A 17,002-nucleotide genomic window follows, 5' to 3' on the forward strand; every position below is an offset into this window, starting at 1 on the left:
TCACTCCCCTAATTTAGGAGTGATGGCTAATTCAATAAAGAAAACCTATGAAAAATGAAAACCTCAACAGAAGGGATTGGATCAAAAGAGGGTTCCTGACCGCTGGTGGCGTAACCCTCTTTCCTTATGTAACTTTTGCCGAAACAGCAAAAGTACCAGTTCAATTAGATGTAAACGGCGACGCGGTCTACAGTCCTTTCTTCAAGGAATATCTTCCCGAGAATCTTAGGGAGTTTCCTATCCTTGAAGCAAAACTGAACGCTAATGAGAACCCCTACGGTCCGTCTCCCATGGCTTTGGAAGCCCTGAAAAAATCTGCGGCCGGGGGTAATCGATATGCTTGGAAAGAGTTATTTCAACTGGTTGATAAAATTGCCGAGTTTGAAGGAGTGGCACCAAAAAATATCATGATGGGGCCCGGTTCGTCGGATTTATTGGAAAAAACGGCAATGGTACTTTTTATGAACGGTGGGAATGTCGTTTCTGCCGATCCTGCCTATATGTCGTTAATCCGAGTAGCCGAAGCTGCTGGTGGAACTTGGAAACCCGTTCCTTTAAAAAATGATTGGTCCCATGATCTCAAAGCCATGGAGGAAGCCATCGATTCCGAAACCAAGTTGGTGTACATATGCAACCCCAATAATCCTACAGGCACTACAACGGATGCCGCAGAATTATTGGATTTCTGTTCGCGCATATCGGAAAGGGTCCCCGTTTTTGTCGATGAGGCCTATCTGTGGTTTTTAGAGGACGGGACCGAACAAAGTATGGTGTCATTGATCAATGAAGGCAAAGACGTGATCATAGCACGGACCTTCTCCAAAATTCATGGAATGGCGGGGCTTCGTGTGGGGTATGCCATTGCCCAAGAAACTACCTTGGATAAAATTCAAAAGATTACCAGGGCCGGGATGGGTATCTCCTATCCTTCGGTGTTCGCCGCCATGGGTGCCATGGATGATACTGAATTTCTTGAAAGTTCTAGACGTCAGAATATGGCCTGCCGTGAATACGTGTATGAATCGTTGACCCAAATGGGCCTTGAATATGTCCCTTCCCACACCAGTTTTTTAATTTTTCCTATTGAAATGGAGGGTAAAGATTTTCTTAAAAAAATGACCGACTTGAAAGTCGGGGTTCGTGCCTTCAATTTTATGAACAGGAATTGGTGTCGCGTAAGTATGGGAACAATGGATGAAATGAAATTGTTCACCGCTGCATTAGGGCAAGTTTTGACATAATCTATGGATCCCACCCTACAAAAAACCATCGTTTTTATCCTCTTTATTCTTATTGGACTACTGTTAAAGCCAAAGTTTGGGAAGAAGGAGGAAGTAGCAGGGCTGAAGAAAATAATATTGAATTTGGCCCTTCCGGCCACTATTTTTCTGGCCCTATTAAGCATCGAAATCGATTCGGGCCTACTGTTGTTACCCTTATTTGCGTTTTCGCTCAATATCCTATTGTTTCTGAGCTTCCCTTTCTTGTTGCCCGTTCTGGGCATTTCGCAAGACTCCACAAAATATCGAACGGCTAGACTGTTGTTGCCGTCCTTGGCACCTGGACTATCTTGCTTTCCCTTCGTAATGGAATTTCTTGGGGATTCCTATCTGGCAAAAGCAGCCATGGCCGATCTCGGGAACAAAACATTTGTCTTGCTCTTTCTTTATGTCGTAGCCATGAACTGGCATTACCGTAGACATACGCATTTAAAAAAAAAAGGAGCCTCAAAATTAAAATCATTGGCATTGGCAATGATATCCGAACCCGTGAATATCTTCATTATCATTGCCTTGATTTTGGTGTTTTCGGGAATTTCAATGGATTCATTGCCAATTTTTGTCAACGACGCACTAAATAGACTTAGTGGTATCATGACCCCTTTGGTACTTCTTTTTATTGGCCTCGCGGTGAACATAAAAAGAAAGCAATTGACCACGATACTATCCTTGCTATTGGTTAGGGCGGGATTGGTAGCCTTCCTTAGTGGTGTTTTCCTGATGTTCTCTGGAATAACCACTACCAACGACATCCTTCTGCTACTTTCGTTTGGCTTCAGTGCCTGTAGTTTTTGGCCTTTTGCACATATCTCGGCGGTCGGTGTACTTGAACATACAACCGCTAAAAAGAAAAAAACCTTCGATGGTACCTTCGCTATTAACGTATTAGCCTTATCCTTTCCCCTATCGACCTTGTTGGTTTTAAGTATTTTAACCAGCGGGGAGGCCTTCGCCCATCTTGGGGCCATCTTTTCATTGTCCGGCCTCTTGCTCTTTCTAGGATATGTTCCTGTAATTTACTCAAAAGTTAAAGCTTTGAGAAGACGTTCGGCCCAAGAAAAAAACGAGTGGATCCGATACCGACTCAGCGCAACGGAAAACCTTTGGCGGCCCACCAAGGATGCATCTCAATAACGAGCCGACCTGCTTTCACCATAGGGTCCATATTGGCTAAACTGTCGGCCACCTCAAGGGTGGGGGTGTTATAAATAGTTATCCCGCGAATGTCGCCATCGTCACCAAAGGGGCCTGAGATATCGGCATATCCCAATTCATACATGCGACCCAAATGTGCGAGGTGTAATGCTTGCAGGCTATCCGCCTCTTCTTTGGACTGGGATCGATTGGGGCCACTTTTCAAAAAAGCGATATAATACTGTTGCATGATTACCGTGTCTTTGGTGGCCTCATCGACATAGTCGAAAATCTGAAACCCTTTTGATATCAGCTCTTCCCTAAGCTGCTTTACCGTCTTTTCGGTTTCAACTTGCGATTCTTGGGTAACCGTGTTTTCAGGCTTTGGTTCCTGTTTGCAGGAAAACAGAAGAACCATTGCCCCCATAAGTATATGCCATTTCATTATTTCCAGGTTTTAAAAGGTTGCTTGCCCAGTTGGGAGTTGTAATACTTGATATCTCCTGTGACCTCCTTCCCCAGCCAATCCGGTTTGTCAAAATATTCCGTTTCATTGTTTAGCTCCACCTCTGCAATGACAAGTCCGTCGTTGGCGCCCAAGAATTCATCTACCTCAAAAATTTGATTGTCAAAAGGAACCGAATACCGTATTTTATCGATACGGCCTTCCTCACAGATTTCCAGTAACTTTTCGGCATCGGTAATAGCCATCTCTTGCTCCCACTCATAACGCGAGGTGCCGGACTCGTTCGACTTGCCTTTGATGGTCAAATAAGCCTTGTCTCCTTTTATACGCACCCGAACCGTTCGTTCGGGATGGGTATTGAGAAAACCTTGTATGATTCGTTCTTTTGAAATTGCCTTTCCTCGATACGCATCGGATGTTACCAGATATTTTCGTTCTATTTCAATCATAAAAAACAACTCTAATATAAGCCTTAAATTTGTGTATGCCCAACGAATTGCCCTTACGAAAAATCATTCACGTAGATATGGATGCCTTCTACGCCTCGGTAGAGGAACTCGACAATCCATCATTAAAAGGCAAACCATTGGCCGTTGGCGGAAGCGAAAAAAGGGGAGTCGTCTCAGCCGCCAATTACGAGGCACGCAAATATGGGGTGCGTAGTGCGATGAGCGGTTATCTGGCCAAAAAAAACTGTCCGCGGATTGTCTTCGTAAAACCACGATTTGCGCGCTACAAGGAAATCTCCCAAAAAATCAGATCTATTTTTTTCGACTACACCGATTTGGTTGAGCCCCTTTCACTGGATGAAGCCTATTTGGATGTTACCGTGAATAAAAAAGGGAATCCCTCCGCTACCTTGATTGCCCGGGAAATACGCCAACGAATCTTTGATGAGGTCGGTATTACCGCATCGGCCGGTATTTCAATCAACAAGTTTATCGCCAAGGTCGCCAGCGATATCAACAAACCGAACGGACAAAAAACCGTAAATCCGGAAGAAGTGATTCCCTTTTTGGAAACCCTGGAAATTCGTAGGTTTTATGGGGTGGGAAAGGTTACCGCCGAAAAGATGTACAAGCTGGGGATATTTACAGGTAAAGACCTCAAGGAAAAGTCCTTGGCATTTTTGGAGTCAACATTTGGGAAAAGCGGCGCCCACTACTATCACGTAGTTCGGGGTATTCATAGGAGCGAAGTAAAACCACACCGCATTCCTAAATCGGTGGGGGCCGAACGGACCTTTAGCGAAAACCTCAGCAGCGAAATCTTTATGTTGGAACGTTTGGAGCACATTGCAGAGGAGTTACGTCGAAGACTACAAAAATCGAAAATCGCAGGAAAGACCGTCACCCTGAAAATAAAATATAGCGACTTTACACTCCAAACCCGAAGTAAGACACTTCCGTATTTTGTGGCCGACAAAGCCTTGATTTTGGAAACAGCCAAAGAATTGCTGTATCAAGAAAAACTGGAAAACTCCGTTCGTCTTTTGGGAATATCACTCTCCAATTTAAATACCGAAAAACAAAAGACCGACACAAAGGAAGATTCGGTCTCCGTGCAGCTGAAATTTGATTTTTAGTCGGGAGAGACTATAAAAACATCCCTCCGGACGCCTTGATAGGTTATTCGCTCATCCGCCTGGCGACATTAAAAACAATATATGAAGTGATGCTGACCGTCCTCTCCTCTATATCGAATCGCCAGGCGGCCCATACCCGTAATATCGCTTTTTAAGAATCGGTCTAAAGAACTTATTTAGGAATAGCACCATCGGTTCGAGGCAATTTTTTAATGCGCTTGGTCGATTAATCCCGGAGTCATATACTATTTGCGGTTTTTTCCTGTTATATGCTAACAAAATTTTAACAACCTAAACCTTTAAACCATGAAATCTGTATTTACCAAACTCTTCCTAGTTCTCTTTGTATCCATGACCGCTTTTTCCTGTGTAAAATCTACCTTGGAAGATGCCGCGGAAGAACTTGAAAAAGAATTTAATGAGCAAGAGGCAAAAACCGAACTGATTGTTGAGGAGTAAAAAATATCCCTTCAATACACCCAATTTATCAAAAAAGGAGCCTTCCGATGTAGGTTCCTTTTTGCGTTTATCCATTCTTGAACAATGACCTTTACTCCACCGTAAGAGTATTATCGGTGGCCGTTGGGTTCATAGGGCAGAAATATGCGTACTCCCCTTTTTCCAGTACTGTCGGGTTCGAGATTTGGGTGGTTCCTGTTTTTACCACCTCGGTTACATAAGCGGTCTGGACATGGTTCTCTGGGTTGCTAATGTCTTTACTTTTTTTCACTAATACAAAACCTACATCATGCCCTACTCCATTATTGGCAATTTCAAAAATGTAGGTGCCGGCCGGTACTGAGAGGCTTTTTTGGGTAAATTCCCCGGGGGTTTGCTCCAAATTGATAATCTTAGTGATTTCTTTCGTCATTTTATCCTGGGCATTCGATGAAAATACGGCAACAAAAAATACGGTTACTACTACTGTGATTGCTTTTTTCATGATTACTTTCTTTATCATTCCCTTCTTGAAGGGAATATTCGATTCATAAAATTTATATGGGTTCAATATTCTCTTTGGTCAATACCATACGATTCCCAAATTCGTACAGGCCTATTTGGAATTAAACGCCTACCGTGTATAGCGATTGCGCTATTGGAAAATCCACCGGAACTTGCGTAGTCCTGTGCAAATAGTTCGATATTGTTTTATCCCCGACAAGTACAGTGGTATCGATTAGGTTTTCTTTGGTCCACCCGGCACTGAAGAAATTTTCAAGGACTGCCTCATCCGTAGTGCCCCGATATTCCGTCATATTCTTTGCCAAACGTGCCAGTGCGTCCAATCTTCCACCAAAGTTTGCATATCCTGCACGCAGTTCTAAAATTTGTTCGTCTGTGAAGCCGTTCATTTTGCCAATGGCCGTACGGGCCGAAAGACAATACACACAAAGGCAATACACACAATTGTTGGCTTCGCTGACCGCCAAGTTGACCACTTCTTTCTCCTTAGCTTTAAGGGAAGTCTTTGCGTTCTGCAAGCTTAGATAATTCGCTAGCGCATGTTTCGAATGGGCGTAGGTGGCATATAAATTAGGTACAAAGCCGACTGCTTTTTCCAAGTTGTCGAAAATCACTTGATTATCGTCACTTACTTCGTCTCTTGTTGGTACTTTAAATGAGCTCATAATAAATTTAAATGTTTTGTCGTTCCACGAAGCTGGATATTCGTTTGATTCGACTCTTCGCTTTATTGACGGTGAATAAATGTTTTTCGCTACGATAGCTTTGTCGATTGCTTTATCCCACAGTAATAATCGTGATGGTATTTTGGTTCCCAAGGGGTATTGATGTCTATGGATTGAACCACTACCCTTTTGGTTTGTACAAAAATCCCAGTAAGATTAAAAATGAAAAATTGCGCTATCATTGTATGGCTGCTTTTGAAATACAGGGCAAAGATGCGGCTCAAAAAGGGGTAGGTGACAGTACGTTTTATCCGAAAATTTGTATATACTTCCCTCTGGTTCAAAAAACCGCTGGTTCAGAGACTCCTATTACAATGAAAGGCAGTAAAAAGCACCCCTATACCCCGAGGGATATAAAAAATTGCCTTACACCCATTACCACTTGATCTTTGCTTGCGGGAGAAAGGGTTGTAGAAAATCAAGAAATATGACGGTAGGGCGACCTGCTCTGAATACCCCTTTTTTACCATCCGATTTTATGTTGAATTACATGGATTTTATGTGGTAAAAGGCTTGAAACCGCAAGATTTTAAGGCTTTTACCTCCTTTTTTTGTTCAGACTTCCACAGCCAGATAATTTCAATTCCCCTTAATTATTAAACAAAACTGTTAATCATTCCTAGAAATTTCAGGGCGATCCGAACTTTTACTAGTATTGTTTAAAAATTGCTGTGAAATTGACTAGATACTGTCAACTTCAATTTGCGTCTATCCAGAATAATCTGGAATCTCTATTTATCGATTTCTAAGTAAAATAACGATGAACGAATTGAAACATTATGATAAGGCTGCCCAAGAATTTTATGGGTCTCAATTCATAAAAGGCCTACCCATCGCTTCGTGGGATTCCTATGCACTGTACTTCGACAAACTGTCGAAAGCCGGTAGGGATATTGCCTTTTTGAATCGGCTTGCTAAAAATTACGGTTGGAGAGCCAATTTGAATTTAAATGAAGAGCTTGTGGAAAAAGAGCATGTCATTGTCGTTACCGATGATCGATTGCGAATCGTACATGCGACCCACAACATTGTCGAAATGAACGGGTATAAGGCCGAGGATCTAATCGGTGAATCCCCAAAAATGTTCCAAGGTAAGGATACTTGTAAAAAGACTTCGAACTATATATCGAAAGCCATTAAGAATCGGGATTCGTTCGAAGCGGTGGTACTGAATTATAGAAAAGACGGAACACCCTATAGATGTTGGATAAAAGGAGAACCTTTGTTTAATGAGTCCGGCAGAGTGGTCCATTTTATTGCCTATGAAAAAGAAGTAGCTTAAGTGTTTGTTTACAACGAAAAAGCCCCGATTCCAATAGCGTTTCGGGGCTTTTTTATTTAGTTCGTCAGCTAATCCTAAAAACTGCAGGTTTCTATTTCGGTAACCCTTAAGGTATTCACCATACCTTTATCCTTTATGGGCATGGCCGCCAAACTGATTAGCATATCACCAACTTCCAAAAAGCCTTTTTGGCATGCAATCCTGTTGACATCCTCAATGGTCTCATCCGTAGAAACAAAACGGTCGTAGTAAAAGGCATGCACCCCCCAAAGCAAACTTAATTGGCCTAGGATTCTTTTGTTCGAGGTAAATGTCAAAATATGGGCAGATGGCCTCCAAGCCGATATTTGAAATGCCGTATAACCACTATTGGTCAAGGTAGAAATGGCTTTGGCCTTTATTTCATTGGCCATGGTAGCCGCGTGGTAACACACCGATTTGGTGATATATCTTTTGGTACGAATATGGGGCGGGTCGTGCGGTACCTTGATTAACTCGGAGCCTTCGACGCTTTTAAGGATACTGGTCATTTTTTCTATGACCTGAACGGGATAGTTCCCCACCGAGGTTTCCCCGGAAAGCATTACGGCATCGGCTCCGTCCATCACCGAATTGGCCACGTCGTTTACTTCCGCCCTGGTCGGGGTTAGGCTTGTTATCATTGTTTCCATCATCTGGGTAGCGATAATAACAGGGATACGGGCTTTTTTAGCCCTTAGCACCAACTGTTTTTGAATCAATGGTACTTCCTGGGCGGGTACTTCTACTCCCAAGTCTCCCCTGGCAACCATGAGTCCGTCACAATACGACACGATTTTATCGATATTCTCCACTGCCTCTGGTTTCTCGATTTTTGCAATGATAGGAATCTTTTCCTCCGAGTGTTCCTTGATCAAGTTTTGCAAATCAATCAAATCTTGACTAAAGCGAACGAATGACAAAGCAATCCAGTCTACGTTTTTGGAAATGGCGAATATGGCATCTTTTACGTCTTTCTCGGTCAAGGCAGGCAAGGATATGTTGGTGTTTGGCAGGTTGACCCCTTTTTTCGACTTCAACGGACCTCCCTGTATTACTTTGGCCCTTACCTTGTCTTTGCCATTGGTCGAAAGTACTTCGAACATTAATTTCCCATCGTCCAACAGAATACGTTCCCCGGGTTTTACATCCTGAGGGAACGAACCATAATTCATATATACCCTTTCAGAAGTACCTTCAAAAGGTTTTCCGGTAACAAAATCCAACTCGTCACCAGGGGAAACGACTACCTCACCTGCCATTACCCCAACTCTTAGTTTGGGGCCCTGCAAATCGGCCAATATGGAGGTATAGGTGCTCATTTCTTCGTTAAGCTCCCGAATCATTTCAATCCGCCGGGATACGTCATCATAATCGGCATGGGAAAAATTGATCCTAAAGACATTTACCCCGGCCTCGATCATTTTTTTCAATGTTTCCTTTTTGCTCGTAGCGGGTCCAAGGGTAGCAACAATTTTTGTCTTTTTTCTGCTTGGCATTATAAAAATATTAGATTGTTCTTAGATTTAAGCTTGTTGGCATCTATGGTATATGCTGTGATTATTTTGGGTACTTTCAACAAGGGTTTCAACACGGTTGCCTCAACATCAAAATCGTCTTGCTCCACTTTTAGAAAATAATCTACTTCTTTATGCTCCGGTATCAGATGATGAATCGTAAAAGAGGGTTCTCCCTCAAAAAGGTCGATTCTTTGCGAACTTTCTTCCTGGGCGCTATTGTTCCTGATCAGTGACCAATAACTATCCTTTGTTTCATCCTTCCATTCAAAAATAGGAAACGAAAGATGTGATGTTAGCTGAAGATCTTCCTTACATCGCACGAACTTGGTTTTCAAGTGCAGGTTGATGAAATAAACCAGCTCATAATCTTCCAGGCTACTATGAAGGGCCACCAGATAAAACGGGTCTTCATAAAAATCATCCATAATTTTATGCACTGCGGCCATATCAGAACAAAATTATGTAAGCTGTAAAGATACGTTTATTAGGCTAACCTGCCTATAGTGAGGAAATAGAAAGCGATATTTAACCCAACTAGAACGTTTTCGTAATTTGTTTTCAAGAAATCAGGCCTTATCTATTTTATTTTGTAATGCAAAATAGGCTCTTTTCGAAGCTCGTTCCTCAGCCTTCTTTTTAGAGGTGGCCCGAGCCTTGGCAATCACATGCTCCTCTATGGAAAGTTTCACGGCAAAATGCTTTAGCAAGTCTTTGCCGGTATCTTCATACACATCAAAGTTGAAGCTCTTTTTTTGCTTTTGGCACCACTCGATGACCAAGCTTTTGTAACTGATGACCTTGCCTTCCAACTGTTCGATGTCCACATAAGGTTCGATGACGCGTGATTGGATGAATTTTTCACAATATTTATATCCGCGATCGAGATATATTGCTCCAACCAAGGCTTCAAATACGTTCCCGTGTATGTTGTCGCCAAAATGTGATTTTGGAATACGGCTCTCAACGAACTGGATCAAGTTAAGGTCTTTCCCCAGCTCGTTCAGGTGTTCCCTGCTTACGATCTTGGACCGCATCTTGGTAAGATACCCTTCGTCTCCACCGGGAACTTGTTTATACAGGTAATGGGAAATAATTGTCCCTAGCATGGCATCGCCCAAAAACTCCAGACGTTCATAATTCATGGGATTGCCCTCATTATCCCGTTTATTGGCCGAACGGTGTAAAAAAGCCTTCTTGTAGATTTTGAGCTTTTTTGGTTTGAATCCCAGGATATGTTGTATCCCTAAAAAAAAATCCCCATCCTCCTTGGGATGGGAATTGAATATATTTTTTGGGAACACCATGTGTTGGTTTAACTGATTTTCTTGAATACTACACAGGCATTGTGACCTCCAAATCCAAAGGTGTTGCTCATCGCAATATTGACATCTCTAGATTGTGCCTTGTTTAATGTGAGATTCAATCGAGAATCGATATTTTCATCAACCGTCGTATGATTAATAGTGGGAGGTACCAAATTGTGCTGCATGGCCAAAATGGAGGCAATTGCCTCGATAGCGCCCGCGGCTCCCAACAAATGCCCGGTCATCGATTTCGTGGAGTTGATATTGATATTCGGGGCATGATCTCCAAACACCTCGGTAATGGCCTTTAATTCGGCCACATCGCCCAGCGGTGTCGATGTGCCGTGGGTGTTGATATGATCTACATCGGTCGGATTTAGACCGGCGTCCTTTAAACAGTTCTTCATTACCTGCACCACCCCGATACCCTCCGGATGCGGAGCAGTCATATGATACGCATCACTGGAAAGTCCGCCACCGGCAACTTCAGCATATATTTTGGCCCCCCTTGCTTTGGCATGCTCATATTCCTCCAAGATCAAGGCACCCGCACCTTCGCCTAGAACAAATCCGTCACGGGTGGCATCAAAGGGTCTGGAGGCGGTCTCGGGACTCTCGTTTCTGGTACTCAATGCATGCATTGCGCCAAAACCACCCATCCCTGCAATCGTCACCGCTGCTTCACTACCTCCCGAAACCACAACATCGCAATAGCCCAATCGAATGTAGTTCATGGCATCGATCAAGGCATTGGCAGAGGAGGCACAGGCCGAAACAGTCGTATAATTGGGACCCATGAACCCATGTTTGATGGAGATGTGACCCGGAGCGATGTCGGCAATCATTTTGGGGATGAAGAATGGATTGAACCGCGGTGTGCCATCGCCCTGGGCGAAGTTTATCACTTCGTTCTGAAAAGTCTCCAGTCCGCCGATACCGGCACCCCAAATAACACCAACGCGAAATTTATCCAATTTGTCCAGGTCCAATGCGGCATCTTCGATGGCCTCGTCGGAAGATATCAAGGCATATTGGGCGAACCGATCCAATTTTCGAGCTTCTTTTCGGTCGAAAAAGTCTTGCGCATCGTACCCCTTTAGTTCACACGCAAATTTTACTTTGAATTTTTCAGTGTCGTAGTACGTAACGGGCGCAGAGCCACTTTTCCCGTTCTTAAGACCGTTCCAGTATTCTCCGATATTATTTCCTATGGGGGTCAAGGCTCCCAGACCGGTAACCACAACTCGTTTTAATTGCATTGAACCTTATTTTATTTTGCTAGTGAAATACCTCCCAAAAAGTGTAAACAAAATGACGTTGAAAGTCAAGTGAAATTAAAAAAAATTATCCATGCGGCGTGAGTACCACATGGATAATTTTGAAACTTGTTCAAGAAAACATAAAATTACTTCGCTTCTTCTATATAACTAATGGCTTGGCCAACGGTCGCTATGTTTTCAGCTTGATCATCAGGGATTTGAATATCGAATTCCTTTTCAAACTCCATTATCAACTCAACAGTATCCAATGAATCTGCCCCTAGGTCGTTAGTAAAGCTAGCCTCGGTTACTACTTCATTCTCATCTACACCCAATTTATCAACGATGATAGCTTTTACTCTTGATGCAATGTCTGACATAATTATTTTGGTTTTAAAAATTTAAAATTGATGGCAAAAATAAAAAACTTTGGACTAAATACACTATTTGTCGTTAAAATGTACTGTAATTTAAGAAAATTAAGGACAGGAGTAGTATTTTCGTCGGAGAAATTTATGATTCTTCGGTGATGGTCGAACTGCCCACAAAACGTATCGTTCTCTTTGCTTCAGGTTCAGGTTCAAATGTTGAAAACATAGTGCGTTACTTTCGTGATAGGCCCGACATTACGATAGCCATGGTACTCACCAACAAAAGTGATGCCAAGGTTTTAGAAAGATGTAATACTTTGAATATTAGCGCTTTATACTTTAACCGTGCGGCATTCTCCAAAAGTGATGGTGTACTCGATATCTTAAAGGGCCTAAAACCGGATTTGATTGTCCTTGCCGGTTTCCTTTTGAAAATCCCACAAAACCTCATCGATTATTTTCCTAATAAGATCATTAATATTCACCCAGCCTTGTTGCCCAAATACGGAGGAAAAGGCATGTATGGAAAACATGTGCATCGGGCAGTAAAGGAACAAGGGGAAAAAGAAACAGGTATCACCATACACTACGTAAACAAGGATTACGACGAGGGGGCTATTATCTATCAAGCCAAAACAGCCCTATCCGAAGAGGATACGGTCGAAACCATTGCCCAAAAAGTACATGCACTGGAATACGAGCATTTTCCCAGAGTAATCGAACGATTGTTAGAAGGAGACTGATGGCCAAAAAAGAAAAGTTCTACACGGTCTGGAAAGGTAAACGCCCCGGCATTTATACTACCTGGGACGATTGCAAGGCCGCGATTACCGGGTTCAGGGGAGCCCAATACAAGTCGTTCCCTACCTTTGAGTTGGCCCAGAAAGCCTACAACGGCAATTACGATGAGTACAAGGGCAAGAAGAAAGGGGAACCATCGCTAACGCAAGAGCAATTGCTAAAGATAGGTAGCCCTAATTACCACTCGATAGCGGTAGACGCTGCCTCCAGTGGTAATCCCGGGGTGATGGAATATCAGGGGGTCGATACCAGAACAGGTAAGAAATTGTTCAAACAAGGCCCCTTCGCGGAGGGTACCAACAATATTGGTGAGTTCCTTGCCATTGTGCACGGGCTTGCCTATTTGAAAGAACGCAAGAGCGACCGTATCATCTATACCGACTCCCGTACGGCCATGAGCTGGGTGCGTAAAAAGAGTTGCAATACCAAATTGGAAGAGAACCCTAGGAACAAGCCGTTGTTCGACTTGATTCGGCGGGCCATCACTTGGTTAAAAAACAATTCCTACAACACTCCGATCGTCAAATGGGAGACCAAGGCATGGGGAGAGATCCCTGCGGATTTTGGGAGAAAATGACTTTACCGGTCTTTGTTCAAGGATAATACCAAGACCTTCATCAAATTTTATAATTTGATATAAATACGTTGCGCAATTGGTATCCCAAAACTGTATATTTGCAGCAAATTTTCAAAACAGATGGGGAAACTCGTAATTGTAGGCACCGTAGCTTTTGACGAAATTGAATCGCCTTTTGGCAAAACTGACAAGATTTTGGGCGGTGCCGCTACCTTTATTGGCCTCGCGGCCGCTCAATTCGATGTGGACTCGGCCATTATCTCCATCGTTGGCGATGACCTGCCAAACGACTATTTGGATTTGCTTTCGAACCACGGCATGAACCTCGATGGACTCCAAGTCGTCAAAGGTGGAAAAACCTTTTATTGGAAGGGAAAGTACCACAACGACCTGAACTCTAGGGATACCCTTGTGACCGAACTAAATACCCTGGCCGATTTTAATCCTGTTGTCCCGGAAAGTTATACCGATGCCGAGGTGGTTATGCTGGGCAACCTGCACCCAAGTGTTCAGATGAGCGTTATCGACCAAATGACGAAACGGCCCAAGTTGATTGTCTTGGATACCATGAATTTTTGGATGGATAATGCATTGCCAGAATTGAAGGAAGTCATCAGACACATTGATGTTATTACCATTAACGATGAAGAGGCTCGCCAATTGACGGGAGAATACGCCTTAATAACTGCCGCTTCCAAAATACAGGAAATGGGTCCAAAATATGTGGTCATTAAAAAGGGGGAACACGGTGCGCTGTTGTTTAACAATGAAAACGTATTCTTTGCTCCTGCACTTCCGTTGGAAGAAGTCTTTGATCCAACCGGTGCGGGCGACACCTTTGCCGGGGGATTTGTAGGGTATTTGACAGCGACCGAAAATCTCTCCTTCAATAATATGAAACGCGCTATTATCCACGGCTCGAACCTTGCTTCTTTCTGCGTGGAGCGTTTCGGAACCGAACGAATGAAGAACCTAAAAAAAGAGGAGATAAACCAGAGGCTGCATCAATTCAAGGCCTTGACACAATTTGATATAGAATTGCAATGAAAACACGCCCCTTTTTGGGGCTTTTTTTAGCCTTGTCCGCAATAGAAATCAGGCAGACGTCAGCCGCCAAAGGAGCAAGAAAAGCAACCTGGTCTTGGGCACCTCTCGAACAAGGTTAAGGAAATAAAAAGTACAGTTAGAATGAGTGATGCGATTAAACATGAATGCGGCATTTCGGTCATCCGATTACTTAAACCTTTAGAGTATTACAAGGAGAAGTACGGAACGGCTTTTTATGGGGTGAACAAGATGTACCTCATGATGGAAAAGCAGCACAACCGAGGACAGGACGGAGCGGGTTTTGCGAGCATTAAAATCGACATGAAACCAGGCGAACGCTATATGAGTCGTGTACGCTCTGCCGCTCAACAGCCCATACAGGATATTTTCGCCCAAATCAACGACCGCATCAATACGGCTCTAAAAGAACATCCGGAATATGCCGATGATGTCGCCCTTCAAAAAAGTCACATTCCTTACATAGGAGAGCTGTTGTTGGGCCATGTTCGTTATGGCACCTTTGGTAAAAATAGCATAGAGAACGTACACCCTTTCTTACGTCAGAACAATTGGATGCACCGAAATCTTATCGTTGCGGGCAACTTTAATATGACCAACGTACATGAGCTTTTCGACAACCTCGTTCAGCTGGGGCAACATCCGAAGGAGATGGCCGACACGGTTACGGTGATGGAAAAAATAGGACATTTCCTGGACGATGAGGTTGCCAAGCTCTATAAACAGATCAAGAAAGAAGGGTATAATAAAATGGAAGCATCGCCACTGATCGCCAAACGGTTGAAAGTGCACAAGATTTTGAAGCGGGCAACCAAAAACTTCGACGGTGGTTTTGCCATGGCAGGTTTGCTCGGTCATGGGGATGCCTTCGTGTTGCGTGATCAAGCAGGGATTCGGCCTGCCTACTATTATCAAGATGAGGAGATTGTAGTAGTGGCTTCCGAACGGCCAGCTATCCAAACGGTTTTTAATGTACCCTACGAAGCCGTCCAAGAATTGGATCCCGGTCATGCATTTATTATTAAGAAAAGTGGGGAAACCGCCATCAAAAAGGTCTTGGAACCCGTAGAACGAAAAGCTTGTTCTTTTGAGCGCATTTATTTTTCAAGGGGAAGCGATAAGGAAATCTATCAGGAACGTAAAGAGTTGGGTAAGCTGATATTTCCAAAAATACTCTCGGCCATCAACGGCGATATCAAAAAAACGGTGTTCTCCTATATTCCAAACACCGCTGAAACTTCTTTTTTCGGTATGGTCAAAGAGGCGCAGAATTATCTCAATAAAAAGAAGGAGGAACAAATATTGCAGCTTGGGGCCGGTATTACCAGCGAACAGCTTCACGAAATACTGGAGGTTCGACCACGCATCGAAAAAGTAGCCATTAAAGATGCAAAACTACGTACCTTTATCACGCAAGATAGCAGCAGAAATGACCTGGTTGCCCATGTCTATGACATTTCCTATGGTTCGGTTGACAAAGGGGATAATCTGGTCATCATAGACGACAGTATCGTACGCGGCACCACTTTGAAGAACAGCATTCTAGGCATTCTTGACCGGTTATCGCCAAAAAAAATTATCGTAGTATCATCTGCCCCACAAATTCGGTATCCCGATTGCTATGGAATCGACATGGCAAAATTAGAGGATTTTATCGCTTTTAGAGCCGCTTTAGAGTTGCATAGGGAACGAAATACGATGCAGACTATCGACGATATCTATCAAAAATGTCTGGAGCAGGTGAACACCAAAGATCAACAGGTCATCAACTACGTGAAGGAATTCTACGCCCCGTTCACCGCAGATGAAATTTCGGCAAAAATAGGTGACTTACTCAGTCCTAAAGATATCAAGGCCGAGGTAGAGATTATTTACCAAACTATCGAAAACCTGCATCGGGCATGTCCGAAAAACCTAGGGGATTGGTACTTTACGGGCAACTACCCGACTCCAGGTGGAAATCGAGTTGTCAATCGGGCTTTTATCAATTTTTACGAAGGAAAAAACCAACGGGCCTATTAGGGATTTTATCGATGAAATACTCCATTTTATGCATTTCATCGATAATTATTTGTTTTCATCGTCTTTTTGGCTTCAAAGGTAAGTGGCCCGCCTATTTTAGATTTGCCATAGCATAAGTAGGTTAAGTTCATGGTAAGATTTGGGGCAAAAAAGGTGGAGACTTCTCCACCTTTTTTATTTGGTCATGGTCAGTTTTGGTCAAGACATCCCGCCATGACATACCTACCAACCAGACCACGACAAGAGCGTTAGGGTTTTCTCCGGTCGAGAATGCCCGAATTTCCCATTTCTTCTTCCAAATAAATTTTCATAACTACATTTCAACCCATTTAAAGGAATTTCAACCATGATTTTTTTTCTCAAATCTGTTTTCCAATACATTTGGAGAACCATAGCATAAGTAGGTTAAGTTCATGGTAAGATTTGGGGAAAAAAGGTGGAGCTTTGCTCCGCCTTTTTTATTGATCAGCCATTTTTATCGCCATTTCTGGTAATCCGATTATCTACTTCTTCAATCAACATGCCAGAAGTCAACACATTTTTTGGGAAACTTGCATTGTTTATTTGGGTTCGTTCCATCGGAAATATAAATAAGGTTTATGATAGCGAAGTACCTCAAACCGTATAGTT

Annotated in this window: 18 protein-coding genes; 9 read left to right on the top strand and 9 right to left on the bottom strand. The window is 43.1% G+C overall.

Going from position 1 to position 17,002, the window contains the following annotated elements; genetic code table 11:
* Positions 1–47 precede the first annotated feature (47 nt).
* Complete coding sequence (locus FK220_RS05975; protein ID WP_152573343.1) at positions 48–1,241, top strand: pyridoxal phosphate-dependent aminotransferase; 1,194 nt, start codon at positions 48–50, stop codon at positions 1,239–1,241.
* Between the two features lie 3 nt (positions 1,242–1,244).
* Entirely contained in the window at positions 1,245–2,414 is a 1,170-nt protein-coding gene (locus FK220_RS05980; RefSeq protein ID WP_152573344.1) for an AEC family transporter, read from the top strand.
* Here FK220_RS05980 and FK220_RS05985 read toward each other — a convergent pair.
* Both FK220_RS05985 and FK220_RS05990 read right to left on the bottom strand, forming a co-directional pair.
* Positions 2,365–2,859, bottom strand: a complete 495-nt coding sequence (locus FK220_RS05985) for a YciI family protein (RefSeq protein ID WP_152573345.1) — start codon at positions 2,857–2,859, stop codon at positions 2,365–2,367. The genes FK220_RS05980 and FK220_RS05985 overlap by 50 nt on opposite strands.
* Complete coding sequence (locus tag FK220_RS05990; RefSeq protein WP_152573346.1) at positions 2,859–3,329, bottom strand: CYTH domain-containing protein; 471 nt, start codon at positions 3,327–3,329, stop codon at positions 2,859–2,861. The genes FK220_RS05985 and FK220_RS05990 overlap by 1 nt, the downstream gene beginning before the upstream one ends.
* A 35-nt stretch (positions 3,330–3,364) precedes the next feature.
* On the opposite strand from FK220_RS05990, the gene dinB reads away from it, so the two are divergent.
* Positions 3,365–4,465, top strand: coding sequence for a DNA polymerase IV (gene dinB, locus FK220_RS05995; RefSeq protein WP_152573347.1), 1,101 nt, complete (start codon positions 3,365–3,367; stop codon positions 4,463–4,465).
* Between the two features lie 306 nt (positions 4,466–4,771).
* The gene (locus FK220_RS06000; RefSeq protein ID WP_166204787.1) at positions 4,772–4,924 is read left to right on the top strand and encodes a hypothetical protein; all 153 of its coding nucleotides are present in this window, start codon (positions 4,772–4,774) and stop codon (positions 4,922–4,924) included.
* Positions 4,925–5,015: 91 nt separating this feature from the next.
* On the opposite strand, the gene FK220_RS06005 is transcribed toward FK220_RS06000, so the two are convergent.
* A complete protein-coding gene (locus FK220_RS06005; protein WP_152573348.1) occupies positions 5,016–5,408 on the bottom strand; it encodes a cupredoxin domain-containing protein in 393 nt (130 codons plus the stop codon).
* A 121-nt stretch (positions 5,409–5,529) separates the two neighbouring features.
* The gene (locus FK220_RS06010) at positions 5,530–6,093 is read right to left on the bottom strand and encodes a carboxymuconolactone decarboxylase family protein (RefSeq protein WP_152573349.1); all 564 of its coding nucleotides are present in this window, start codon (positions 6,091–6,093) and stop codon (positions 5,530–5,532) included.
* A gap of 820 nt (positions 6,094–6,913) precedes the next feature.
* On the opposite strand from FK220_RS06010, the gene FK220_RS06015 reads away from it, so the two are divergent.
* Positions 6,914–7,435: a PAS domain-containing protein gene (locus tag FK220_RS06015; protein WP_152573350.1), complete on the top strand. Its 522-nt coding sequence runs from the start codon at positions 6,914–6,916 to the stop codon at positions 7,433–7,435.
* 74 nt (positions 7,436–7,509) lie between these two features.
* Here FK220_RS06015 and pyk read toward each other — a convergent pair whose 3' ends face one another.
* The 5 genes from pyk to FK220_RS06040 form a co-directional block, all read right to left on the bottom strand.
* A complete protein-coding gene (pyk, locus tag FK220_RS06020) occupies positions 7,510–8,952 on the bottom strand; it encodes a pyruvate kinase (RefSeq protein WP_152573351.1) in 1,443 nt (480 codons plus the stop codon).
* Complete coding sequence (locus FK220_RS06025) at positions 8,952–9,419, bottom strand: IPExxxVDY family protein (RefSeq protein ID WP_152573352.1); 468 nt, start codon at positions 9,417–9,419, stop codon at positions 8,952–8,954. The genes pyk and FK220_RS06025 overlap by 1 nt, the downstream gene beginning before the upstream one ends.
* 120 nt (positions 9,420–9,539) lie before the next feature.
* Positions 9,540–10,277 carry a ribonuclease III gene (gene rnc, locus FK220_RS06030; protein ID WP_152573353.1) on the bottom strand — a complete coding sequence of 246 codons (738 nt, stop codon included), beginning with the start codon at positions 10,275–10,277 and terminating at the stop codon, positions 9,540–9,542.
* A gap of 8 nt (positions 10,278–10,285) precedes the next feature.
* The gene (fabF, locus tag FK220_RS06035; protein WP_152573354.1) at positions 10,286–11,536 is read right to left on the bottom strand and encodes a beta-ketoacyl-ACP synthase II; all 1,251 of its coding nucleotides are present in this window, start codon (positions 11,534–11,536) and stop codon (positions 10,286–10,288) included.
* Between the two features lie 146 nt (positions 11,537–11,682).
* Positions 11,683–11,916: an acyl carrier protein gene (locus FK220_RS06040; protein WP_008269813.1), complete on the bottom strand. Its 234-nt coding sequence runs from the start codon at positions 11,914–11,916 to the stop codon at positions 11,683–11,685.
* A 149-nt stretch (positions 11,917–12,065) separates the two neighbouring features.
* Between FK220_RS06040 and purN the strand changes: the two genes are divergently transcribed.
* The 4 genes from purN (at position 12,066) to FK220_RS06060 (ending at position 16,372) form a co-directional block, all read left to right on the top strand.
* Positions 12,066–12,650 carry a phosphoribosylglycinamide formyltransferase gene (gene purN, locus FK220_RS06045; RefSeq protein WP_152573355.1) on the top strand — a complete coding sequence of 195 codons (585 nt, stop codon included), beginning with the start codon at positions 12,066–12,068 and terminating at the stop codon, positions 12,648–12,650.
* A complete protein-coding gene (locus tag FK220_RS06050) occupies positions 12,650–13,285 on the top strand; it encodes a ribonuclease H1 domain-containing protein (RefSeq protein ID WP_152573356.1) in 636 nt (211 codons plus the stop codon). The genes purN and FK220_RS06050 overlap by 1 nt, the downstream gene beginning before the upstream one ends.
* 120 nt (positions 13,286–13,405) lie before the next feature.
* On the top strand, positions 13,406–14,332 hold the full coding sequence (locus FK220_RS06055) for a PfkB family carbohydrate kinase (protein WP_152573357.1): 927 nt from the start codon (positions 13,406–13,408) through the stop codon (positions 14,330–14,332).
* Between the two features lie 141 nt (positions 14,333–14,473).
* The gene (locus FK220_RS06060; protein WP_152573358.1) at positions 14,474–16,372 is read left to right on the top strand and encodes an amidophosphoribosyltransferase; all 1,899 of its coding nucleotides are present in this window, start codon (positions 14,474–14,476) and stop codon (positions 16,370–16,372) included.
* The last annotated feature ends 630 nt before the right edge of the window (positions 16,373–17,002 follow it).

Source organism: Pelagihabitans pacificus, assembly GCF_009371985.2.
Classification (GTDB): domain Bacteria; phylum Bacteroidota; class Bacteroidia; order Flavobacteriales; family Flavobacteriaceae; genus Pelagihabitans; species Pelagihabitans pacificus.